Genomic DNA, 23102 nt, shown 5'->3' with positions numbered 1-23102 from the left:
CGGCAGTTACACGCTGATAGCTTGCTAGCAAGGCTTCATTTTCGCGATTGAGTTCATAAACTTTGACGATTACGCCGATTTTGAGGTTATGCGGAATCGGCGTGCGCCGACATACTCCGCACGTTTTGTTGCTGCCCGAGCGAAAGGGAGTTCGCCGTGTCTCGCATCAGTTCCATTTCAGAATGGTTGTTACGCCAGTCGTTCATCTGGGGCGGTTTGGCGTGCCTCGCGTTCTACGCGCTCTATGTGAATGGAAGCGCCGAAACCACGATCACGCACCGCTATTTCGCGGCGCATTGGATTAACTATACGACGACTGCTCTGTTCTTCGTCGGCATGGCGGCGATGGGCATCAAGATGCTCGGCGTCTTTGCACAGTTTGCCACGCTCGACAGCGTGCGTCTGCCCAACGCTGGGATCAACGGCCAAACTGTTGCCGACGTTCCAGGCTTGCTCGCGAAACTGGAATCGCTCGCCCCTTCGCTCCAGAACAGCTATCTCGTCGAGCGTCTGACAAACACGTTGAAATACGTCGAGCGGAAACGCACTGCCGACACGCTTGATACTCATCTCCAATTTCTTCAATCAGCGGATGTCAACCGCGCGGCGCAAAGCTATGGCTTGGTCCGCACGCTATTGATTGCAATTCCGATCCTGGGCCTCTTAGGAACCGCGGTCGGTGTGACGATGGCACTTGCCAATTGGGATGCTGCGAACGAGCAATCGCTTCCGGCAATCATTACGAGCATGAGCGCGGCGTTTGATTCAACGATCCAAGCGATCGCCCTGACGACGATCCTGTTGTTTGCCAAGCTTTTCGCCGAAAGACTTGAAGGCCGCTTACTGAGTGCCGTCGACGCCAAAGCCGAGGAACTGCTCATAGGGCGGTTCCAACAATACGGCAGCGAAAACGATTCGCATCTGGCCTCGGTTCGCAAGATGTCGGAGCAATTGCTCAGCGTCGTGCAAACCAGCACTGAGAAACAGGCCGAACTCCTGAAGTCGACCCTCGATCAAACGGGCCGGCGCTGGACAGAAATGTTTGAGCATACCGCCTCGACGCTCAACCGTGTGATGGCCGGTGCCGCCGGTTCGCTCGAAGAATCGTTTGCATCGGCAGCTACGGCGCTTGACGAAGCCCTGTCGGGGGCCGTGCTTGAAGGACTGACACGACATGCCAAGTCCCTCAACGCGGGTGTCGAGCAACACACGAAAACTCTGGAAGACACACTCATTCGGCACGCTACGTTTCTCAACGAAGGCTTGGAACTCCATGCCCAAGCGTTGACCAAAGCCGAAGCCGAGATGGCCCAAGAAAATCGTCGTCATTTGGCCGACGTCGAAGCCGCGGTCGGTGAGGCTATGATTGTCGCTTCCAATCGCCAGGAAAAACTTGTCGCTAAGAGCGAGCAACTGCTGCGCGAAATGCAAACGGCACTCGTCGATTCCGCGAGTGCGTCGCTGGCTCAGCAGGAGCAATTGATGCGGCAGGGCGACGCGCTGCTTAAAGTGATCGAGGCGACCAACCAGATCAAACAACTCGAAGAAACGCTCAACGACAATCTTCAGTCGCTGGCCGTGACTCAAAACTTCGAGCAAACAATTGACGAGTTGTCGGCCGTCCTGCAATTGCTCGGAGCCCACTTGGGCAAGACGCTTGTCTCGGGCGAAACCATCGAATTGTTGTCACCCCAACGCCCCCAGACTAAGGCAGCATGAGCAATCGCAAAAAAAGCGAGAACTCCGAAGCGACGAGCCTGATCCCCTTCCTTGCCGTGATGCTATGCACCATGGGGACCTTGCTGGTGTTGTTGGTCGTGCTCGTCCAGAGAGCGGCCCACCACGCATCGCAGCCAGCGATTGATCCCTCGCAATTACTCGCTGTCGAACAACAACCAGTTCCGGTGCCTGTGCCTGTCCCTACGCCTGTGCAAGTAAAAGCCGACGATCAAGAGCAGCTTAAGGAAGAGCTCGAGCAAATTGCCGCGTATCAGCAGCAACTCAAAGAGCTCAAGGACGAGGCCAACAAACGGCTTGAGCAAGAGAGTGCCAAGTTGAGCCACTCCGAAGAACACCTGCGCCGGTTGCAGGAAGAATTGGCCAAGCTCGCCATCGCCGACGAACAGCTCAAACAAACCGAAGCCAACCAAACTATTGATCAAGAGCAAGCGAAAAAAGAAGCGGACCGACTCGAGCAACTTGTTATCGACACGACCAAGCAATTGGAAGTTTTGCGCGAGGACGCTCCTCAAGGGAAACGCTCGTATGCGATTATTCCTTACAAGGGACAAAACGGCACCTACCGTAAACCGATCTACATCGAGTGCAGCAGCAAGGGGGTCGTGCTGCACCCCGAAGGTCTGGTGCTGACGGAAGAGGATTTCCTTGCTCCGAATTGGCCAGGGAATCCATTGGCGTCGGCCCTGCGTGCTTCGCGCGAATATCTAAACAACAAGGCGGCTGCCGAGGGTGCGCCGGAGCCTCCCGATCCGTATCCGTTGCTCATTGTTCGCCCCAGTGGGATCAAGGCGTACGCACTTGCTCGTATGGCTATCAGTTCTTGGGATTCCGACTATGGCTATGAATTCGTGGAAGAGGATATGAAACTCAGCTTCCCCGAAGCCCCTGATCCACAATTGGCCCGCGCGCAACATCATGCCGTGATGAATTCCCGTGAGCGGCTTGTGCATTTGGTGCAGTCAGCTCCTAGCCGGTTCCCTGGCATGAAAATGAGCGGTAGCGGCATGGGAGGGAGCGGCACTGGGCAGAGTTCTGGTGCCTACGGTTCAGGCAATGGCGAATATGGCCGCGAAGGTTCAGCCTATGCCGGTATCGGTAGCAAAGACGGCCAAGGCATGGGATCAGGTGGCAATGGCTATGCAGCAGGTGGACAGCCTGGAGAGGAAATGAGCGGCGACGGCTCGATGCAACCAGGCGAATCTCAAATCGGCGCCATGGCAGGGGATGGAACGGGCAATGGAACTGGCAAAGCCACTTCTGGCAGCGAAGGCGCTCAAGGACAAAATGGTGAGCAGGCTTCGGGAGAACAAAATTCCTTAGGACAACGCTACGCGCAACAAACTGGTACGGGCCAAGGCCCAGGCGGGTCACAAGCAAGTGGAGCGACGACTAATGCTCCTTCCGAACCAATCAACGGCAAAGACTCCGCCAGCGGCGGGGGCGGAAGCCAACAAACGGCTGGGAAGGCTGGCAGCAGTGGGGGCAGCGGCGGCGCTGCCGGAGCTGGTCAGGGTGCAACTTCTGGCGGTACTCCCAGCATGAACTTCTCCAACACGCCGAGCCAACCGATTGCCGAATCGCGGGGCGCAAATTGGGCTGTTAACGAGCCACGTCAAAAAGCTGTTGCGATCAGCCGGCCGATTTCCGTGGTCGTTCGAGAAAACAAAATGATTATCATGCCCACCGGTTTTGCCAAACGTGGGCCCGAAGCTACCGGCAAGGAAATCGCGCTCGATCAATCAATTAATGATATCTCCGACAACTTTAAGAAAGCGGTCCACGAGCGTATCGACGAATGGGGAATGGCCGGTAGCGGCATGTATTGGAAGCCCGTGCTGGAACTGCACGTCGAAGAGAATGCCTCGATGACGGCTACGCGAATTGTGCACCTCTTAAAGGGCAGCGGTGTGGAAGTGCAACTACCAGCTACCGCCAACGCGGGTGCAACTGGTTCTGCTCGATCGGGAGGTACGACCCGATGAGTAAGCATCTTCCGGAAATCCAACAAGAGTCGTCACAAAAATCGTTTGTGGACGTGGTCGCCAACTTCGTGGGGGCGATCCTTATTCTGGCGCTGCTCTTTGGTGTGAAGGCCACCCGCGATTCCAATCAAGAGGCTCAGCCCCTGAGCGAGCCTGTGGCGGTTGCTCCTGTTGCTAAAATCGAGGAGCCTGCATCACCGCCGGTTGATGAAAATCTTGAAGAAGACCTCGAAGCCGCGCGGAAGGAAGCCTTGGCTGCACGTGAGGAAGTCGAGAAAGCCGCCACTCGGCTGGTGCGGATCCGGCAGGAAGTGGCTGGCAATGACCAGGAACGCGTGGTATTAGCCATGCATAAGAGTCTTATTGAAGAGGATCTCGCTCGTCGACGCAAAGCACTCGATACTGACAAACAAGACGAGTTCGACGTCCAACAACGGATTGCTGAAGCAGAAATCAAGTTGGATGAACTAACACAACAGCAAGTCAGTCTGATGTCGGCTCCTGACGTCGTTGAAGAGTTGGAAAATAGCCCCGCCCCGATCGCGCGGGAAATCGACGAAGACGCAATTCACTTGAGACTGAAAGATGGCTTGGTCTCGGTGGTGCCGCTTACCGAGTTAATGGCGGAAGCGCAGGCTCACTTCAGTGACATCGGACGACGACTCCAATCGAGTGACGCCGTAACGGAAACCTTTGGACCAATTAATGGTTATCGCATTCGAGTCCAAGTTTTCAAAATTGATGACTTGAATTCTATTCATGGACCCCGCGCGGGAGAAATGCAACGCAATTCTTACGATTTCGCCGCGGAGATACTTCCCACATCAGAATCGATTGGCCAGGACATCGAACTTGCGATGGGCACGGGTGGCTCTGTGCATCAGCATCTAATCGCGAATCGCCGGAATTCCTCGGCCGTTGTGGTGTGGGTCCACACGGATAGCTTTGGCGAATTTCGCTTGCTCAAACGTAGTTTGTGGGAGATGGGCTTCTCGCTGGCGGTCAAACCGCTTCCACCGGGCATCAATATCGGCATCTCGCCTCACGGCAGCAAGGCCGCCGTGCAATAGTCAGCCGCTGACTTCCTGTTCAGCCTTTCTGGTTTGCAGGCTCGAAAGTTTTACGTCGGACATCCGTCTGCAGGCCATTGCAGTAACATCGCGCAGGACCGCCTCCAGGCTTTCGCGGGATTGCTCGGGTATTGCATCTAGCGGCGGAATCACGGGGACTTGTGGACCGTCGGTGGCCTCTAAGATTTGCAGCAGCGAGATATCATCAAGTGATCTCGCCAAGGCATACCCTCCATCGACGCCGCGGGTGGAAACAAGAATGCCGTGATTGACGAGACTTCGGAGCACTTGTAACAAAAACCGTTCAGGCATTTGGCCATGTCTGGCCAATTGGCTACAAGGAATCGGCATTCCCGCAGGAGCGTGTGAGAGCTGTAACACCGCTCCCAATGCATATGCAGACGCGCGCGATAATCGCATGAGATGGACCCCCAGAATGAAGAGAAAAGGTGCGGCTCTGCCCAGCCGATATTCAGCAGTCGACACCACCTTTCAATACACGCGGCGCTAGTCAATTCGCCACGAAAAAGTATTGATTACGGATCTAGCCAAAAATTAATTGCAGTATTTCAGAGAAAAAGAGTTCTGGCAGTTAGTGTGCGCTGTGTGGAAGAGCCATGTCAAGCTAAATTCTAACAGAATCTTAACCTAACAACTGCGATGCAAATTTGAGAACGATTATCAGCAGCCATGAAAGAAGAGACAAAAGCGATTTCACTTATGTCACAAAGAATGCGAACTCTTGCAAAGTGCCCAAAAGTTGGTGCTCAAACTTATTTCGGTTGTGATGCTTCGGTTATAAAAAACGAACGCACAAACAATGCCAATGCTCCTAAGACCAACAATGAGTCGGCGATATTGAAGTTTGGCCAGACCCATTGATCGTTGACTTGAAACAAGATCCAGTCGCGCACCGCATGCACAGTTTCGCCCGCACGATGGGGATTGAACTGATCCCACGTCATGCCTGGCAAACCGACGCGGTCATAGAAGTTGCCAATAACGCCCCCCATGATGACACCCAAAATGGTGGTGAGCCAGAAATCTTCGGCGGCGCGAAATTTGAACAACCACGTGGGAATTGCGATCGCGGCTACAATCGAAAAGAAGGCGAAGATCCAAACCTTGCCCTGCCCCATCCCAAATAAGGCTCCCTCGTTGAGACTTTTTTGAATCCCGATGTGATTCTCCCACAGCCACCACTCATCGCCGTGAAAAAAACTGGGACTGGTAAAGACGGCATGCTTGGTCCAGAGATCAAGCGCGAGCCCAGCAATGACCAGACAGCAAAACCATAGCACGCGGCGTGCAGAAATCGTACGCGATCCAATTTCGATTGCTTGAGCTTCAGCGGGGGCTCTCATAGCGCGCGTTCCGCCCAATTGATGTGCTTGTTCCATAACGCGCACTGTAACGCGTTTCTCGGAACGAGCCAACACGACTTCCGCTGCCAGATGAGATAGAACGCAACGACGCCAATTCCCGGTTTAGCCCGCCATTTCGCGGGCGTCACGCGTGGAAGCACATTTCACGCACATGGGCGTATGCGGCAAGGCGTTGAGACGGGCCTTGGGGATCGAGCCATCGCACTCTTCGCAAGTACCATAGGTACCGTTTTCGATCCGCTCGAGAGCACGTTCGATCATGCCGAGGGTATCTTCTTCGGTCGCCAGCAAACTCAGCGTAAATTCCTGCTCGAAATTGTCGCTTCCCAGCTCGGCCATATGAATGGGCATTGTCGAACTTTCCGAGCCATCGTTATGCAGAGCGGCATCGGTCATGGAAGTAACGTCGTTGCGAAGCCGCGCACGCAGCAACAGCAAACGTTCTTTGTACTGTTTCAAGTCAGCGGAATTCATCTATCGTTCTCCGAAGTAAACCTCTCCCAGTACGCACTCTGCGATTGAGACCAGACCAGTTATTCTAATACGTTCAAAACAAGGCGTCAAACACTTTGGCAGCGAAACACAATCCCATAAACCCTGTGAAAACAACACCTTACGACAATTGCAATTAGCCTATTCACAGCAATTTAGATTGCCTCGATCGGCCAGGATTCTCTTCCCGCGTGACATACCTCAGTACGCATCAAGAGCTTATCTGATCGCTCGATTTTCGGGTGAATTCGCGCAGATAAATGCGCGATTTTCACAGGTCCCTAGTAGCCTGAAGTGTGCTGAGTTGCAGCCAGACACAACCCGCATTAAACTGACACTAAGTTGTTTTGCTCTTTATGCTTACCGTAAATCGGTGAGCCTTTGGCCGATGGTTTTTCGTTCAAGCGACAAACGCAGCGGCATAATTCCCGCACGGCTCCTCCGGTGCTGCCGTTCGAGTTGCGCGCGGGTCGAATTGCGGAGTACAAGTGGCGACCTCGGTCAAAATCAACACCGATTTGGCATTTCAGCGTTGTGTTTCACCCGCTTGCGGAGCGACATACGACGTGGGCGAAGTACGCACATCGTGCGACGACTGCGGCGGGCTGTTAGATGTGGCCTATGAGTGGGACCGCTTGCCCGTCCCCAAGTCGCTGAAGGAATTTGAAAAGAAGTGGTCACAGCGAAACGAGCCGTTGAGCCGCAGCGGCGTTTGGCGTTTTCACGAGTTGCTGCCGTTCGCACCGCCCGAAAGAGTCGTCACGATCGGCGAAGGCCAAACGCCCCTATTACCGTCGAACGGTGTTGCCCAATATGTGGGCGTGAACCCCGGTCATTTGCTGCTGCAATACGAAGGGATGAACCCTTCAGGCAGCTTCAAAGACAATGGCATGACGGCTGCATTCACGCATGCCCATACGATTGGAGCAAAATGGGCCGCGTGTGCTTCAACTGGAAACACGAGTGCTTCACTTGCGCTCTATTGCGGCATGAGTAAGCTGATGGACGCCATCATCTTCATCGGCTCGGGCAAAATCTCTTACGGCAAGCTTTCGCAGGCTCTCGATTATGGCGCGCTGACGCTACAAATTGCTGGGGACTTTGACGACGCGATGATGCGCGTGCAACAAGTCAGCCAGAAGATGGGGATCTATCTGGTCAATAGCGTGAATCCTTTCCGCCTGGAAGGCCAGAAAACGATCATGTACCGCGTGATCGAAAGTCTGAATTGGGAAGTTCCTGACTGGATCGTTGTACCCGGCGGTAATCTCGGCAATAGTTCGGCGTTCGGAAAAGCCTTCATAGAACTCCACGAGTTGGGATTGATCGACCGTGTGCCTCGGCTGGCGATTATCAATGCCGCCGGTGCCAATACGCTGCATCAACTCTTCGAAGTTCGCGGCCAGCGGTGGAATGAAGGAAACATCGACACCGAAGCCGCGCAAAATTACTACCACGAACTCGACCGCGATCATCGCCGCGCATCGACGATCGCCAGTGCGATTGAGATCAATCGCCCGGTGAATTATCAAAAATGCCTGCGAGCACTCGACTTCTGCGACGGCGTTGTCCGCGAAGTCACCGACCAACAAATGCTCGATGCCAAGGCACAAGTAGGTGCGAGTGGTTTGGGTTGCGAACCAGCCAGCGCCGCGAGTGTTGCCGGCGCGAAGGTTTTACGTGCCGAGGGTGTGATTGCTCCTTCGGATCGTGTCGTTTGCATTCTTACTGGCCATCAGTTGAAAGACCCGACGGCCACGGTCGCTTATCACACCACCGATCAAGAAGAATTCAATCGCGTGCTGGGAAGCCGTGGTGTCCAACGAGCTGAGTTCGCCAACCGTGCCGTTGCCGTGGCCAACGACCTGGATGAGATCGTCCGCGCGATACAATTGAATAGCTAATATTGTGATTCAAGGAGGGCACGTCATGAAAATCGCAGTTCACGGTGCGGCAGGACGGATGGGGCAGCGCGTCGTCGCTGTTGCCAGCAAGGATAGTCGCTACCAAATCGTGGCCGCACTGGAATCCGCCACTCACCCTGCCCTAGCCCAAGATGCCGGACTGCTTGCTGGCGTTGGTCAAATTGGTATTCCACTGTCTGTGGTTGGCGAATCCGACGCCGATGTGGTCATTGATTTCTCGGTCCCTGATGCCGCAATCGCTGCCGTGACTCATTGCTTGGAATTCAAGAAACCGATGGTGATTGCGACGACTGGCTTCGATGCCAACCAGGATGAGTTCATCCGCCAATCGGCGACGAAGATTCCCATCGTCTGGGCCCCGAGCATGAGCACTTCGGTGAACTTACTGATGAAGCTCACCGAAGTCGCGGCGAAGTCTTTATCCAAGTTGCCCTCGGGCGTGGACGTCGAAATCATCGAACGCCATCACCGTTTTAAAGAAGATGCTCCCAGCGGCACGGCCTTGCGTTTTGGCAGCATCGTGGCCGAAGCGATGGGTCAATCTTCGCACATCCATGGCCGTTCGGGTCGGCCTGGGCAACGGCCGCGTAATGAGATCGGTTACCACGCACTCCGCACGGGCGACAATCCCGGCGAGCATACGATCGTGTTTGGCATGTTGGGCGAGACGATTGAGCTGACCGTCGCGGCCTCCAACCGCGATTGCTACGCCCAAGGGGCCTTACTCGCTGCCGATTGGGTGGTCGACAAGAAACCCGGGCTTTACGGGATGAACGATGTCTTAGGTTTGTAAGTTGCCCGTAGCCAGTTGTCAGTTGCAGTTAACCACGAACAACTGACAAAAGGACCAATCATGGCCAAATGCGACGAAGGATATCTCTGCGACGTTTGCGGCCAGGATGTCGCTACGCTCACCGACAGCGATCTTTATTTGCGCTATATCGTGGGGATGCTCGATCCCGAGGTCCTTCACACGACGCCGGAGCGACATATCCGCTGCAATCCTGAGTTGGCGCAATACATCGTCGCCGATGATTTTGAACCCATTTTTCGCGACGGCCCGTTCGACAAGCGCAATCTCGACCCCGAGTTCGTGCGGCAGCAGGAAGAATTGCTCACCCGGGGCTGGCGACGACTTAACGAAATCGTCACGCTCGAAGTCCCAATCATCGCGTATCCGCTGCCCGAAGTGCTGGCCAAAATCAAAGAGCGTTCGCCCGGATTTAGCTAAACGCTCCGTGTTTCGGCGGCAATTCATATTGCTGCTGGCGGCAATGGCTTCCATAATCTTCGCATGTCCTCCGCCGAAACCACAGCCGAAGCCGTCACCGAACATCTCGACACGTCCGCCCTACCCACACTGTATGCGGACAAAAGCTTTTGGGGGATGACGATCACCCAATTTCTGGGGGCGTTCAACGACAATCTGTTCAAGCAACTGGTTTTGTTGTTGTCGATCACGGGCGTGGATGAGGCGCTGAAGAGCGAAGCGGCCGACAATCAGTGGCTCCCCATGTTTATGTTTGCCGTGCCGTTTCTACTCTTCACGGGATATGCGGGCTACCTTGCCGACAAGCATAGCAAGCGAACTATCGTTGTGTGGGCCAAGGTTGCCGAAATCGTGGCGATGGGTTTGGGTGGCATTGCTTTCACAATGTATGGCAGTAGCCAAAGCATGTGGCCGATGTACGGGGTGCTTTTCTTTATGGCTGCCCAGAGTGCCTTTTTCGGTCCTGCCAAGTACGGCATCCTACCAGAAATGCTCCGCGATCGCGACTTACCGCGCGCCAATGGTTTCATGCTCATGACGACGTTTCTGGCAATTATATTCGGCACCGCCGTGGCAGGGCTTCTCCTGGCAGATCATCGATCCCCGGAACAACTCGCAGTAGCAGACGAACTTCTTGAGGCTGAGCGTGTTGCCGCTGATCAACAAAGGGTTGCTGGTCAACTGTGGATGGGTTCCATCGCATGCATTGGCATCGCCGTGGTGGGCACGCTGACATCACTCCTTGTGAGACGAGTCCCTGTTGCCAATCCCGAGCTAAAATTCACACCTGAAGCCCTCACAGTTCCCAAGGACATGATCCAATTGCTCAGGGCTGATCGGCCACTGATGATGGCGCTCGTCGTCTCGAGCGGGTTTTGGCTCTTGGCGGGCCTTGTTCCCCCCGCCGTTAACTCATTGGGAAAGCTCGTCTTGCAAGTTGGTGACGACAACACGAGTTATATGAGTGCCATGATCGGCGTCGGGATCGCGGTCGGCTGCGTGATCGGGGGCATCGTTTCGCGTGGACGTGTCGATTTTCGCTTGCTACGGGTGGGGAGCATCGGCATGCTTGTCACATTGGCACTCGTTGCGATCCCAGCAAGCGGTGACATAGCAAACCTTAAAGATGCAGCAGGAAAGCTGACACGACTTCCTGGCTTGGGCGAGAGCGATCAATGGTTGGGCTTTTGGGGTAGCATGCCCATGTTTCTCGTCATGGGCGCATTCACGGGCTTGTTCGCCGTGCCATTGCAGGTATTTATGCAGTCCCGTCCACCTGATGACAAGAAAGGCCGGATGATCGCCGTAATGAACCAAGCCAACTGGGTTGGCATCTTGCTCGCTGTGGCAATCTACTGGGGCCTGACAAAGATCATCGAATGGCAAGACTGGCCGCGGTCGATTTGCTTTTTGTTTATCGCAGTTCTTATGCTGCCGATCGCCCTGTTTTATCATCCCAAAAATGAGATGCTGAGCGATCAATAGCGAGCCGCTCAACCATCCGCCGGCTTGGGGGCATCCGGTGACGCCGGTGCCTTGGGTTCTGCCGCTGGCTTTTCGGGAGCAGCGACGAGCTTCGCTTCAGTAAATTGCTTGTCCAGCAGTGCTGCTAAGGCGTCGTCCGAGCTAAAGGCTTTTTCATCAATAGCTACCGTCGCGATCTTCTTGGGAAAATCGACAACGACTTCCTTTGCTCCCGGTTGAGCAGCCAAAGTTTCGCGAACCGCTTTGGCACATGACTCCTCGCACATCATGTCGGGGACTTCAAACTGGACGGTCGGTGCGCCAGCGACATTAAAGGCGACGGCGGTAGCTGCGGGCTTTGTCGCATCGGTGGTTGCGACGTTGCTATCAGCACAGCCAACCACAGTTACAATCAGCAAAACGATAGCCAATCGAGTAGTCATTATATTTTCCTACTTATCTTTTTGAATAATTATCAACCTTGGCTCGAATCCCCCACAGCCACTACCGGTAATTCTAACTTACCCTCGGCAGCCATGGCCCGGATGTCTTCGGTGATCTTCATCGAGCAGTATTTCGGCCCGCACATGCTGCAGAAATGGGCGCTTTTGAAAGTGTCTTGAGGCAGCGTTTGATCGTGGTAAGCCCGAGCCGTTTCAGGGTCGAGCGACAAACGGAATTGCTCGTCCCAATCGAAAGCAAAACGCGCGCGAGACAGGGCATCGTCTCGATCGCGAGCACCAGGACGTTTGCGGGCGATATCAGCAGCGTGTGCGGCGATCTTGTACGCGATCAAACCTTGCTTAACATCTTCGCGTTCGGGCAGTCCCAAATGCTCTTTGGGGGTCACATAGCACAACATCGCGGCCCCAGCCCAACCAGCAAGCGCACCGCCAATGCAACTCGTGATGTGGTCGTAACCAGGAGCGAAGTCGGTCACCAGCGGACCTAGCACGTAGAATGGCGCGCCTTGGCAAACTTCGATCTGCCGGTCGACATTCATTTTCACTTCGTCCATGGGAATATGCCCAGGACCTTCGACCATCACCTGTGTGCCACGTTCCCAACCACGCTTCGTGAGTTCACCGAGCACGTCGAGTTCAGCGAATTGCGCGTCGTCGCTGGCATCGGCCAACGAACCAGGCCGCAAGCCGTCGCCCAAGCTCCACGTGACATCGTACTGTCGCATGATGTCGCATAGGTCATCAAACGCCTCATAAAGTGGGTTCTGCTTGCGATGCGACATCATCCATTTAGCGATGAGCGAGCCACCCCGGCTGACGATGCCGGTCACGCGGCCCATGGTCATGTGCAAATGCTCAAGCTTCACGCCGCAATGGATCGTCATGTAGTCGACCCCTTGCTTGGCCTGATGCTCGACCATGTCGAGAAAATGCTGCGGGCGCATCTCTTCGATGTCGCCGCCCAACTCCTCGAGCATTTGATAAATGGGCACCGTGCCGATCGGCACAGGGGAAGCATCGATGATCGACTTGCGAATCATGTCGATGTTCTTGCCCGTGGAAAGATCCATCACGGTGTCAGCACCATAGTGAACGGCCGTGTGCAGCTTTTCGAGTTCGCCTTCTTGGTCGCTCGTCACGGCCGAGTTGCCGATGTTGGCGTTCACTTTGCACGTGGCGGCGATGCCGATGCACATCGGTTCGAGCCGGCCTTCCAAATGAATGCGATTAGCCGGGATCACCATGCGGCCCACGGCGACTTCCTCGCGGACCGTATTCGCTTCGAGCTTTTCGCGCTGGGCGACGAACTCCATTTCAGGGGTGATAGTTCCGGCTCGGGCATGCTCCAACTGGGTGATCGGCTCTGACATCTCTTGAGGAATTCCTCTCCCTGAGCCGCCAAATCGCCTCGACGATCCGGCGAACATTTGCAATGGAAAGTCAAACAGCCCATGAACTTGGGGCTGTTAGCAACTGTTCATCCTATCGCTCGGGCCGCGCTTGTCAATCTAGCGAGGCCGCGTCAACTCGAGAGAATAATTACAGTTTATTCACGACGATTTATGCGGTTGCCCTCCGCTGGCAGATAGCGACAATCGCGGGAACACGTTTCGCTCTCCGCATTGAATCGGCATGACCACTTCCCGCACCATTGCCATCGGCGATATTCACGGTTGCCGTGAACCCTTTGAACGCTTGCTGGCAGCGCTCGCGCTTCAAGCCGAGGATACGCTCGTCATTCTCGGTGACGTGGTCGACCGTGGGCCCGATAGCCGCGGCGTGATTGAACGCTTGCTCAAGCTCAAAGATGAATGCCAGCTGATTTGCATTTCGGGCAATCACGAAGAAATGTTACTCGACTCGGTCGACAACAAAATGCCGCTGCAAGATTGGCTGAGCCATGGTGGCGACGAAACGCTCGATTCCTACGGCAAGGGTTGGGCGGCGTCGCGGCTGCCGCCAGAACATATCGAATTCTTACGATCATGGGGCGACTATTTTGAAACCCCCTCGCATTTTTACGCCCATGGGAATTATCTCGCCCGCAAACCGCTCGACCAACAGCCGTGGTACGAGATGCGCTGGGAATCGCTCCGCAATTTTCGCCCCGGCATGCATTGCTCGGGTAAGACCGCCGTGTTGGGCCACACTTCCGATAAGCAAGGCGCGATTCTCAATCTGGGCCATTTAATCTGCATCGACACCTACGCCCACGGCGGCGGTTGGCTCACGGCGCTGGAAGCCGAAACCGGCAAAGTGTGGCAAACGAATCTTCGTGGCGAGTCTCGTGAAGGTAAACTGCCTCCGCCACGATGGTGATAGCACAAAAAACCCGGGGAGACTGCTCCCCGGGTTTCCTCTGTCGTCACACCATCAACCTTCGGTGTGTTACTCAACCGTTGTCACCCGGTTTTGTGCGTTCCTATTCCTCAAAATCCGCGGGCGTATCATCTTCATCGAGATTGGCGGCGCGGCCCGCGGTGGAGAGCAAATCATCAAATCCACCGACGGCTAGAATCTTCTGTTTGATCTCCTCGGTGATCTGAGGATTCTCTTTAAGAAAAACACGTGACTTTTCTTTGCCTTGCCCGAGTTGCATTTCGCCATAGCGAAACCAAGCACCGGTGCGGGAAAGAACTTTCTTTTCCAAACCCAAATCGAGAATGTCACCCTCGTAGCTGATGCCGTCGGAATGCATCATATCGAATTCGGCAGCACGGAATGGTGGGGCGACCTTGTTCTTTACGATCTTGGCACGCACGCGTTGGCCGATGACTTCTTCGCCATCCTTCAACTGACCGATCCGACGGACGTCGATGCGGCAGGAAGCATAGAACTTGAGGGCCCGACCACCGGGGGTCGTTTCGGGGCTGCCGAACATGACACCGATTTTTTCGCGAATTTGATTGATAAAAATCACCGAGGTCTTGGCCTTGGCAATCACGGCCGTGAGTTTCCGCATCGACTGGCTCATCAAACGAGCTTGCAAGCCGACGTGCGAATCGCCGATTTCCCCGTCGAGTTCCTTTTTAGGAACCAATGCCGCGACCGAGTCGACCACAATCACGTCGACCGCGTTCGACTTGATGAGCATCTCGGTGATGTGCATGGCCTCTTCACCATGCCCAGGTTGGCTTACCAAGAGCGTCTCGAGATCGACGCCGAGCTTTTTAGCCCATGTGGGGTCGAGGGCATGCTCGGCATCGATAAAAGCTGCAATGCCACCCGCTCTTTGAGCTTGGGCAATCACATGCAGAGCAAGTGTCGTTTTACCGCTCGATTCTGGGCCGTAGACTTCGATGATGCGTCCGCGGGGAATTCCCTGGCCCCCCAGGGCGATGTCGACGGACAGGCTCCCCGTGGAAATCCCTTCGATCCGACAAATCTTGTCGGCACCTAGGGGCATGATGGAACCTTCGCCGAATTGCTTTTCGATCGCTTCGACCGTATTTCGCAATTCGGTACTGCCAGAGAGCATCTTCTCGGCGGGAGTCTGTTTTGCGGAAGCCTTAACAGGCTTCGCCTTTTCTTTTTTAGCCATGGTGGTTCTCGACGATGTGTTTTGGCTCGGCACGGAATTCTTGCTAGCAACTGCTGTTACCATGTGTTCGGACCCTTTATCCAACAGAAAAGGCGGGGATGCAAGCCGCAGCGAACGGCACAACTTTTATACTGTACGCACGAATACGGTATAGGTGTTCAGTAAAGTTTGCAAGAAGATTTTTTTGTTGATTTTTCACCGGTTTTTAGGCATATTACGACGAAACTCAGGACTGCCTATTTGGACAAGCGAGAATTTCCCGACCTCCGGAGACGAGACGTTTGTTCTTATCTGCCCAAGGAAATCCAGAAACAAGGCCTCTAAGACAGACCTTTTCAAATGCAAAAAAGCCACGTTACGGCGTTTTGCGGTTCAGATTGCGTGAAAATCCACGGAAATTATGATAATTAAAGCGCATTGCCCCGTGGGCTTTGCGGGTCGTTTGAACATCATTTTCCCACCTGCATCGCCTTTCTTGGTAATTCACTCGGAGATTAATTATGTGGCACCGTCATCCTCGGCGGATTTGTTGCAGTATCGTTTGTCATCTCTTAGTCATTTTGCTTTTTTCAGCGTACGGCTCAGACCAGCTGCGGGCGTCGCTACTGAACCCGCTTGCCTACACTTCGCAAGGCAGCTTTGAGGTGGGCATTGGTAATGCGGTGACGATTGATACAACCGCTGGAGAAATCCGAGTCAATGGAATCCTCGCCTTTACCGCGACGATCGATAACCAGAATGGTTTAGCCAATCCTGCAACCGGAGTGCCCGAACTTGCCATCTTTAGTTTCGACGACATCAGCATCGGCCCTGGCGTGGCGGTGACAGTCACAGGGAGCCGCGGACTGGCGCTTTTGTCGCGTGACGATGTGGTTATTCGCAGCGCCCTTTCCGTGAATGGTGGCAATTATGGCGCACCGAGCGTGGCTGGCGGTTTCGCAGGTGGAAGTTCTGCAGCTGCTGGCGCCGGACCTGGTGCCGGCCAACCGACTAACATTGGCAATTACGCTGGCGCGGGTGGGGGTGCCTACGGGGGCAATGGTGGCCGGGGCGGCGGATATAACGACACAGACAGTCTTGGTGGTGTCTCCTACCCTGCGAACAATTCGCTTGGGAGCTTGCTCTATGGCGGCAGCGGCGGCGGCTCCGGCCGTAACGGCGATACATACGGTGACGGAGGCGGTGGGGGTGGCGTTCTCGAAATCAGCGCTCTTGGCGAGGTCAAAATTTTAGCTCCGGTCACGTCGGAGGGTGGAGCAGCGGGTGTCGCCGCAAATGGCTATGGCGGGGGCGGGGGAGGCAGCGGCGGGTCTATTCGGGTTGCGGGGCAAAAAGTCACTCAGGCACTATCAGGTACCATTTCTGCCGACGGCAGCGACGGTGGTAATGCCTCCGGCGGTGGTGGCACAAACGCAGGGGGAGGAGGCGGTGGTGGCCGGGTTCTGATTCAACAAAATGCCGCCCCTCTGGCGAGCGGGGTCAGTGCCAACGGTGGATCAGCAATTGGCGCGGCTCAACCGGGCAGCAACGGCACTGTGGAACAGTACCAAACGTACGTAAGCACCAGCACCCTCCCTTTGAACGTGCGCCTCGGGACTGGCTCGACTTCAGGTTTCACCTCCTTAGCACGCGGTGGCGATTTCTCAGGCGCTCTTTACGGGCTCTTTGACCATGTTGGAGCGGGCTTTACAGGAGTAGCCGAGGGTTCCACTTTTGCATTCAGTGGTGGCCTAGGAGGAACTGTCGTTCAACTCCTCCCGATGACGTATAGCACAAACACTCGAACAACCGAAACCGTAACCGTGCATAGCAATGGCGGAGATGCGGTGCTGGCAGTCGGACGGGGTGTGGGACCTACATTCGCAACGAATATGGGGACTCATCCCAACACAACAATCAATTTAGGCACAACAGGCGTAAATTACAGTGCTGCTTTTCACTTGATTCTCAACAACGCCAGCACCGATCTGGGCATGGATTCATCGCTCACGTCCCTGGGCATCTTGAGCGTGACTCTCGGAGGCCCCGATGCCGCGGCGTTCAGCGTTGATAGTCTCATTCCAGCAATTCTGTATGAACAGCAATTTGCCAACCTCCCCATCCACTTTCATCCGACCGAAATCCGGTCCTACAGTGCGACGTTGACCATTCAAACCGATCAAGGCGCTGCAAATGGCGCCCTCGGCCAAGCGTTTACTTATCAACTTTCGGGAAGCGGGGTCACCGTTTCGACTGTTCCCGAACCCATGACGGCATCGCTACTGCTGGCCTTTGCGGGCGTAGGTCTAACGATGCGCCGGCGTGGATGAGTTGAATAAGCATGCTATAGCGCTGCTCAACGCCTGCTTATCCGCCCAACTTTAGATGCGCCAGCGGCGTGTATTTGGGCCCGGAGCGTTGTGGCTCGCTGGCATAGACAACAACCTCGTCGACAAACATTTGCCCGCCGGCAAAGTTGCTCAGTTGCGTCACCCCTTCGACCAAGGCACCGTTATCCTGGCCAGGGCCCACGCGGCCCAGGGTCAGATGCGGCACGAATTGGCGATTCTCGCCGCGAAAGCCCATCCCTTCCAGATTGGTTTCCACTTTGGCTTGTAGGGCTGCGAATTGATCCATCCCTTCAGAGACACCAAGCCATAGCACTTTGGGACGATCCAACTTGGGAAACGCACCCACTCCCGAGCCCGTGAGTGAAAAGGGGGCGACATCAGCCACGATCTTTTGCACGCGGCGGCAAACCTCGGCGATTTCCTCGTCCTTGAGATCACCCAAGAATTGAAGCGTCCAGTGAAGGTTCTCTGGCTCGACCCACTTCACGTTGCTGGCCAAAGGGCGGAGTCGTTCAATCGCAGCCTGGGCTTGGGCATGCACGCCATCCACGGCTTCGACGGCGATAAAAGTGCGGGTCTTAGCCATAGATGCGAGCGGGATGCGTAAGCTTCCCGATTCTGTTTTGCTGCGGGCTGACGCCCGCCGCTCGCCATGAAACAAAAAAATCGCCGCCGAGCGCGTGCTCGACGGCGATTGTCGTTAACTCATTACAAAACTCAACCTTCGGTCGATTCGTCGTCGTCACCGCCATCGGCAAGTGCGCCGACTGGCTCGGGCTCCGGTTCGCCTTCCATGCGGCCATCAAAGGTCAGCTGCTTTTTGCCAGCCACCTTCTTAACGCTCACACGGATCACCTGCTTGCCGTTGAATTCGCCCTTGAGCAATTCCTCGGCCAACGGATCTTCGATGAACGACTCGATCGCTCGCCGCAAAGGCCGAGCCCCGTAATCGGTGTTGGAACCCTTTTTGATGAGGAATTCCTTCGACTCGTCGCTGAGTTCCAGGGCAAGTCCACGCTCTTTCAATCGGCCGCGAATCTTGCTGAGTTCCAATTCGACCACGTCCTTCAAGTCGGTCGTCGTCAAATGGCGGAACACAATGATGTCGTTCACACGGTTGATAAACTCGGGACGGAACACCTTTTCGATTTCCTCGACCACCCGCTTCTTCATGCTGTCGTACGAAGCATCTTCGTCGGGTTTTTGGAAACCAAAGGCCGCTTCGTTCTTGATCGCATCGGCACCGGCGTTGGTGGTCATGATCAAGATCACGTTGCGGAAGTCGACATTCCGGCCAAAACTGTCGGTCAGGCGTCCTTCTTCCATCAACTGCAACAGCATGTTGAAGACTTCAGGGTGGGCCTTTTCGATTTCGTCCAAGAGCACCACGGCATACGGACGACGGCGAATCTGCTCGGTGAGCTGACCACCTTCTTCGTAGCCGACGTAGCCCGGAGGGGCACCGATCAAGCGGCTCACGTTGTGCTTTTCCATGTACTCGCTCATGTCGATCTGGATGAGGGCTTCCTCATCACCGAACATGAACTCGGCCAAGGCTTTGGCAAGCAACGTCTTACCGACGCCGGTGGGTCCCGCGAACACGAAGCAACCGGTAGGCCGCTTGGGATCTTGCAAACCGCTGCGGCTGCGACGCACCGCCTTGGCGATGGCCTTGATGGCCTCGTCCTGGCTGATCACGCGACCGTGCAGTTCTTCTTCCATCTTCATCAAGCGCAGCGTGTCTTCGGTGGTCATCCGGGTGAGCGGAATGCCCGTCATCTTGGAGACCACTTCGGCGATCACTTCTTCGTCGACCACGCCACCATTCTCGCGCGATTTCTCACGCCATTCCTTGGTGATGGTCTGCTTCTTTTTCTTGAGCTTGTCGGCTTGATCGCGCAGTGAAGCGGCCTTCTCGAAATCTTGATTCGCGACGGCTTCTTCCTTCTCGCGGTTGAGCTGTTCGACGTCGTCGTCGATTTCCTTCAAATTGGGCGGCTTCGACATCGTCTTGAGCCGCACCCGCGCGCCAGATTCGTCGATCACGTCGATTGCCTTGTCCGGCAAGCAGCGGCCCGTGATGTAGCGATCCGAAAGTTCCACGGCGGACTTGATCGCGTCGTCGGTGATTTGCACTCGATGATGCTCTTCGTAGCGGTCCCGCAAGCCTTCGAGGATTTTTATGGTGTCCTCGGCGGTCGTAGGTTCAACAAGCACTTCCTGGAACCGGCGAGCGAGAGCCGAATCCTTTTCGATGTACTTGCGATACTCATCAAGGGTTGTAGCCCCGATGCATTGGATTTCGCCACGAGCCAAGGCAGGCTTGAGCACGTTGGACGCGTCGATGGCCCCTTCGGCACCACCGGCACCCACCAAGGTGTGCAATTCGTCGATGAACAAAATCGTGTTCTTCGCACGACGCACTTCGTTCATCACGGCCTTAATACGCTCTTCGAATTGGCCGCGGTACTTGGTACCAGCCACCATCATCGCGAGGTCCAAGACCACGATCCGACGATCAAGCAACAATTCAGGCACGTTGCCGTCGACCACTCGTTGGGCGAAACCTTCGACGATGGCCGTCTTGCCAACGCCGGCTTCACCCAACAACACGGGATTGTTCTTCGTGCGGCGGCAGAGCACTTGGATCGCCCGTTCGATTTCTTTCTCGCGGCCAATCACCGGATCGAGCTTGCCTTGGCGGGCAAGTTCCGTGAGATCGCGGCCAAAACTGTCGAGGGCCGGAGTCTTGCTCTTGCTACTCTTGCGACCTTCGCGTTCCCCTTCTTCCCCACCGGCTTCGCCAACGCGGCCACCGCGCGGGGAATCTTCGCCTTCCAGGCCATGGCCCAGAAGATTGAGAACTTCTTCACGAACTTCTTCAAGCTTGAGGCCCAAATTCATGAGCACTTGGGCAGCAACGCCTTCTTGCTCACGCAACAGACCCAGCAAAATGTGCTCGGTGCCCACGTAGTTGTGGTTCAGGTGACGGGCTTCTTCCATCGAATATTCGATGACTTTCTTAGCCCGTGGCGTCTGCGGGAGCTTACCCATCGTGACCATATCGGGTCCGCTTTGGACAAGCTTTTCGACTTCGAGTCGGATTTTACGAAGATCAACGTCCAGATTCTTCAGGACGTTGGCGGCAACGCCGCTCCCTTCTTTGATCAGGCCGAGCAAAACGTGCTCGGTACCAATATATTCGTGATTGAACCGCTGTGCCTCTTGATTGGCCAACTGCATCACTTTGCGAGCGCGGTCGGTGAAACGTTCGTACATGGCCATACTCCCCTTCTTGATTCGCCTTTCGGCTGTGCGTCGTAAAACGACTTGCCGTCTTTACGCAGCATGCCGCCGATTGGTTTCATTGATCTCGGTGGCCGACGGCTGAGCGTCGGTGATTTTAATCGTCTGAGTCTCGTCTTCGTGTGTGTTTGTCGTTTTTTGTTCCAATTCACTCTGTTCCAACACGGCGGCGTTTTCCCGTCGCTCGACCGCGATTTCGTTTTGCCAAGGGTCGGCTGCTTCCAACCGGCTTAACTTATCGAGTTGGCGAATCGCCTCGCGATGCCGACCTTGATGCCGCCAAAGTGTGGCAAGCATCAGTCGGGCTTCCGCGTCGCGGTCATCCAACTTCAGTAGCTTCAGGAGCAATTGCTCCGCAGCTACCCAATCGCCCTGCAAGTAAACTCGCTGAGCATCACGATACAATTGTTCCCTGGGTTCGGCCACAAGGCCAACGCTTGGTGTTTCGCTGGCCGATTCGTCGCTGTTTCCCGTGGCGGCTACTTCGTGCGACATTTGCACATGACATTGCCACCAACCGACCAACCAACTCGCCGCGACCACACCATATCCACCGAGCAGATATTCATGAGGTATCCACTCGTGAAACACGCAGGTCGCGAGGATCAGCACGTTGACCAACGCGGTAAATCCTACAGCTATCACCAAACCTGCCCAAGACCCCCGCAACCAGAGCTGGGGAAGTCCGGGCCAAAAGTAGGCGATCTTCGGCATTTTTCGCGTCGGCATCATGCATGACCTCGCCGAGCCTCACGGTCACATCTTAGACAATCGTGTGTCTAGAATAGTGACTTCGCAAGTTTAGCCCGCGACAGTGCGGAAGCAAGGCAACTCTAGGCCCGCGACCGCTTTACAGCCTGGAAATAGGTTTGAGTGTCCACCAACTGTGGCGAACCTACCACGTGCGCAGCAGACTCCGCCGACAGACAATTCGTCCGGTGGGAAGATAACGATAATGACGGCCACCGACGAGGGCGGTTTGCGGGCAACCGGACACCTGGGGTTCCCCGTTGAATCCGGCCATAATGGGGTGCTAGCTACTTTTTCATCACTAAGCCGCAAGCGGCGAGAGCTGCCAGTGAATTCCGAACATCAGATCCTTCGCATCCTCGACGCCACGGCCAACCGGGCCGCGGAGGGCCTGCGCGTGGTCGAAGATTTCTGCCGATTCGCCCTCGACGATGCTTTTCTCACGACCTTTACAAAAGAGATACGGCATGATTTAGCGGCCGCGCTGACCACCCTGCCCCGAGTAGATCGCCACGCCATGCGTGAGACGCAGGCCGATGTTGGAACTTCGATTTCCACTTCGGCTGAGAATCAACGAGTCGATGCCACAGCCGTGTGCGAAGCGAGCTGCGAGCGACTGAAGCAATCGTTGCGAAGTCTGGAAGAATTCAGCAAAGTCACGTCGCCAGAAGCTGCATCTAAGTTCGAGAGTTTGCGTTATCGGTTCTACACCCTCGAAAAAGCCATCACCAGCCGCTCGCGGCTTAGCGGCACTCCACTCGAACAAGCCAAACTGTGCGTGCTCATCGACGGCTCGTTCGAACTAGAAAAAATTCCGGAATTAAACGCCGCCGGCGTGGGAATGATCCAATTCCGGGATAAAAATCTCGATGATCGAGGTTTGTTGGCCCGCGCGTTGAAGCTGCGCGATCTCTGTCATAGCCCGACGGCGGAAGCCGAGGGTTGCCTACTAATTATCAACGACCGTCCCGACATCGCCGCGGCAGTGAACGCCGATGGGGTCCATCTGGGCCAAGACGATCTGCCCGTGAAGGCAGCTCGCGAAATTTTGGGGCCACGAAAAATAATCGGTGTATCGACGCACACCATCGAACAAGCAAGCCAAGCCGTTCTCGACGGAGCCAACTACATTGGCGTCGGTCCAACATTTCCGTCGACCACAAAATCGTTTGATGAGTTTCCCGGCACGGCGTTGTTAAAACAAGTTGCCGAAGAGATTTCACTCCCCGCGTTCGCGATTGGCGGGATCACACTCGAGAATCTCCCAGAAGTGCTTGCCACGGGGATCAAACGTGTGGCGTTGAGTGGAGCGATTACAAAAGCTGATGAGCCGGTTGAAGTAGCGAGAGCGTTTGTTGATCGGACGCGATCATAGACGTTCAT

At 55.3% G+C, this 23102-nt stretch carries 19 protein-coding genes; 10 read left to right on the top strand and 9 right to left on the bottom strand.

Annotated elements, in window-relative coordinates; translation table 11 throughout:
* Nucleotides 1–156 precede the first annotated feature (156 nt).
* The 3 genes from SH678x_RS04265 to SH678x_RS04255 are packed head-to-tail and all read left to right on the top strand — an operon-like array spanning nt 157 to nt 4792.
* On the top strand, nt 157–1719 hold the full coding sequence (locus SH678x_RS04265) for a MotA/TolQ/ExbB proton channel family protein (RefSeq protein ID WP_496921646.1): 1563 nt from the start codon (nt 157–159) through the stop codon (nt 1717–1719).
* Nucleotides 1716–3722: a hypothetical protein gene (locus SH678x_RS04260; protein ID WP_496921645.1), complete on the top strand. Its 2007-nt coding sequence runs from the start codon at nt 1716–1718 to the stop codon at nt 3720–3722. Before SH678x_RS04265 ends, SH678x_RS04260 begins: the two co-directional genes overlap by 4 nt.
* Nucleotides 3719–4792 (top strand): hypothetical protein, encoded by a 1074-nt coding sequence (locus SH678x_RS04255; RefSeq protein ID WP_496921644.1) that lies wholly within the window; start codon nt 3719–3721, stop codon nt 4790–4792. The genes SH678x_RS04260 and SH678x_RS04255 overlap by 4 nt, the downstream gene beginning before the upstream one ends.
* Here SH678x_RS04255 and SH678x_RS04250 read toward each other — a convergent pair whose 3' ends face one another.
* From SH678x_RS04250 to SH678x_RS04240, 3 genes are all read right to left on the bottom strand, one after another.
* Nucleotides 4793–5212, bottom strand: coding sequence for an RrF2 family transcriptional regulator (locus SH678x_RS04250; RefSeq protein ID WP_496921643.1), 420 nt, complete (start codon nt 5210–5212; stop codon nt 4793–4795).
* A 353-nt stretch (nt 5213–5565) separates the two neighbouring features.
* Complete coding sequence (locus SH678x_RS04245; RefSeq protein ID WP_496921642.1) at nt 5566–6156, bottom strand: signal peptidase II; 591 nt, start codon at nt 6154–6156, stop codon at nt 5566–5568.
* 123 nt (nt 6157–6279) lie between these two features.
* Nucleotides 6280–6651, bottom strand: a complete 372-nt coding sequence (locus tag SH678x_RS04240; protein ID WP_496921641.1) for a TraR/DksA family transcriptional regulator — start codon at nt 6649–6651, stop codon at nt 6280–6282.
* Between the two features lie 506 nt (nt 6652–7157).
* Here SH678x_RS04240 and thrC point away from each other — a divergent pair.
* The 4 genes from thrC (at nt 7158) to SH678x_RS04220 (ending at nt 11349) form a co-directional block, all read left to right on the top strand.
* Nucleotides 7158–8573 (top strand): threonine synthase, encoded by a 1416-nt coding sequence (gene thrC / locus SH678x_RS04235; protein ID WP_496921640.1) that lies wholly within the window; start codon nt 7158–7160, stop codon nt 8571–8573.
* Between the two features lie 25 nt (nt 8574–8598).
* A complete protein-coding gene (dapB, locus tag SH678x_RS04230) occupies nt 8599–9387 on the top strand; it encodes a 4-hydroxy-tetrahydrodipicolinate reductase (protein WP_496921639.1) in 789 nt (262 codons plus the stop codon).
* A 60-nt stretch (nt 9388–9447) separates the two neighbouring features.
* On the top strand, nt 9448–9825 hold the full coding sequence (locus SH678x_RS04225) for a hypothetical protein (protein WP_496921638.1): 378 nt from the start codon (nt 9448–9450) through the stop codon (nt 9823–9825).
* Between the two features lie 63 nt (nt 9826–9888).
* On the top strand, nt 9889–11349 hold the full coding sequence (locus SH678x_RS04220; RefSeq protein WP_496921637.1) for an MFS transporter: 1461 nt from the start codon (nt 9889–9891) through the stop codon (nt 11347–11349).
* Nucleotides 11350–11357: 8 nt separating this feature from the next.
* Here SH678x_RS04220 and SH678x_RS04215 read toward each other — a convergent pair whose 3' ends face one another.
* Nucleotides 11358–11771 (bottom strand): heavy-metal-associated domain-containing protein, encoded by a 414-nt coding sequence (locus SH678x_RS04215; protein WP_496921636.1) that lies wholly within the window; start codon nt 11769–11771, stop codon nt 11358–11360.
* A 32-nt stretch (nt 11772–11803) separates the two neighbouring features.
* The gene (thiC, locus tag SH678x_RS04210) at nt 11804–13150 is read right to left on the bottom strand and encodes a phosphomethylpyrimidine synthase ThiC (RefSeq protein WP_496923055.1); all 1347 of its coding nucleotides are present in this window, start codon (nt 13148–13150) and stop codon (nt 11804–11806) included.
* Nucleotides 13151–13424: 274 nt separating this feature from the next.
* Here thiC and SH678x_RS04205 point away from each other — a divergent pair, with 274 nt between their 5' ends.
* Complete coding sequence (locus SH678x_RS04205; protein ID WP_496921635.1) at nt 13425–14111, top strand: metallophosphoesterase; 687 nt, start codon at nt 13425–13427, stop codon at nt 14109–14111.
* A gap of 103 nt (nt 14112–14214) precedes the next feature.
* On the opposite strand, the gene recA is transcribed toward SH678x_RS04205, so the two are convergent.
* A complete protein-coding gene (gene recA / locus SH678x_RS04200) occupies nt 14215–15333 on the bottom strand; it encodes a recombinase RecA (protein WP_496921634.1) in 1119 nt (372 codons plus the stop codon).
* A gap of 500 nt (nt 15334–15833) precedes the next feature.
* On the opposite strand from recA, the gene SH678x_RS04195 reads away from it, so the two are divergent.
* The gene (locus tag SH678x_RS04195; protein ID WP_496921633.1) at nt 15834–17642 is read left to right on the top strand and encodes a hypothetical protein; all 1809 of its coding nucleotides are present in this window, start codon (nt 15834–15836) and stop codon (nt 17640–17642) included.
* Between the two features lie 37 nt (nt 17643–17679).
* Here the strand turns inward: SH678x_RS04195 and thpR are convergent, their stop codons facing one another.
* From thpR to SH678x_RS04180, 3 genes are all read right to left on the bottom strand, one after another.
* On the bottom strand, nt 17680–18249 hold the full coding sequence (gene thpR, locus SH678x_RS04190; protein WP_496921632.1) for an RNA 2',3'-cyclic phosphodiesterase: 570 nt from the start codon (nt 18247–18249) through the stop codon (nt 17680–17682).
* A 131-nt stretch (nt 18250–18380) separates the two neighbouring features.
* Nucleotides 18381–20942 carry an ATP-dependent Clp protease ATP-binding subunit gene (locus SH678x_RS04185; RefSeq protein WP_496921631.1) on the bottom strand — a complete coding sequence of 854 codons (2562 nt, stop codon included), beginning with the start codon at nt 20940–20942 and terminating at the stop codon, nt 18381–18383.
* A 60-nt stretch (nt 20943–21002) separates the two neighbouring features.
* A complete protein-coding gene (locus SH678x_RS04180; RefSeq protein WP_496921630.1) occupies nt 21003–21701 on the bottom strand; it encodes a tetratricopeptide repeat protein in 699 nt (232 codons plus the stop codon).
* A 223-nt stretch (nt 21702–21924) separates the two neighbouring features.
* Between SH678x_RS04180 and SH678x_RS04175 the strand changes: the two genes are divergently transcribed.
* Nucleotides 21925–23094 carry a thiamine phosphate synthase gene (locus tag SH678x_RS04175; RefSeq protein ID WP_496921629.1) on the top strand — a complete coding sequence of 390 codons (1170 nt, stop codon included), beginning with the start codon at nt 21925–21927 and terminating at the stop codon, nt 23092–23094.
* Nucleotides 23095–23102: the final 8 nt, after the last annotated feature.

Source organism: Bythopirellula superficialaquae (assembly GCF_059632245.1).
This window is presented reverse-complemented; position numbering and strand designations above follow the sequence as displayed.

Bases quoted from the DNA above. Each gene is read 5' to 3' on its own strand.
- SH678x_RS04205 (WP_496921635.1), top strand. From the start codon at position 13,425: ATGACCACTTCCCGCACCATTGCCATCGGCGATATTCACGGTTGCCGT.
- SH678x_RS04215 (WP_496921636.1), bottom strand. From the start codon at position 11,771: ATGACTACTCGATTGGCTATCGTTTTGCTGATTGTAACTGTGGTTGGC.
- SH678x_RS04175 (WP_496921629.1), top strand. From the start codon at position 21,925: ATGACGGCCACCGACGAGGGCGGTTTGCGGGCAACCGGACACCTGGGG.
- SH678x_RS04255 (WP_496921644.1), top strand. From the start codon at position 3,719: ATGAGTAAGCATCTTCCGGAAATCCAACAAGAGTCGTCACAAAAATCG.
- thpR (WP_496921632.1), bottom strand. From the start codon at position 18,249: ATGGCTAAGACCCGCACTTTTATCGCCGTCGAAGCCGTGGATGGCGTG.
- SH678x_RS04260 (WP_496921645.1), top strand. From the start codon at position 1,716: ATGAGCAATCGCAAAAAAAGCGAGAACTCCGAAGCGACGAGCCTGATC.
- dapB (WP_496921639.1), top strand. From the start codon at position 8,599: ATGAAAATCGCAGTTCACGGTGCGGCAGGACGGATGGGGCAGCGCGTC.
- SH678x_RS04220 (WP_496921637.1), top strand. From the start codon at position 9,889: ATGTCCTCCGCCGAAACCACAGCCGAAGCCGTCACCGAACATCTCGAC.
- SH678x_RS04240 (WP_496921641.1), bottom strand. From the start codon at position 6,651: ATGAATTCCGCTGACTTGAAACAGTACAAAGAACGTTTGCTGTTGCTG.
- recA (WP_496921634.1), bottom strand. From the start codon at position 15,333: ATGGCTAAAAAAGAAAAGGCGAAGCCTGTTAAGGCTTCCGCAAAACAG.
- SH678x_RS04180 (WP_496921630.1), bottom strand. From the start codon at position 21,701: ATGATGCCGACGCGAAAAATGCCGAAGATCGCCTACTTTTGGCCCGGA.
- SH678x_RS04250 (WP_496921643.1), bottom strand. From the start codon at position 5,212: ATGCGATTATCGCGCGCGTCTGCATATGCATTGGGAGCGGTGTTACAG.
- SH678x_RS04185 (WP_496921631.1), bottom strand. From the start codon at position 20,942: ATGTACGAACGTTTCACCGACCGCGCTCGCAAAGTGATGCAGTTGGCC.
- SH678x_RS04225 (WP_496921638.1), top strand. From the start codon at position 9,448: ATGGCCAAATGCGACGAAGGATATCTCTGCGACGTTTGCGGCCAGGAT.
- SH678x_RS04245 (WP_496921642.1), bottom strand. From the start codon at position 6,156: ATGAGAGCCCCCGCTGAAGCTCAAGCAATCGAAATTGGATCGCGTACG.
- SH678x_RS04195 (WP_496921633.1), top strand. From the start codon at position 15,834: ATGTGGCACCGTCATCCTCGGCGGATTTGTTGCAGTATCGTTTGTCAT.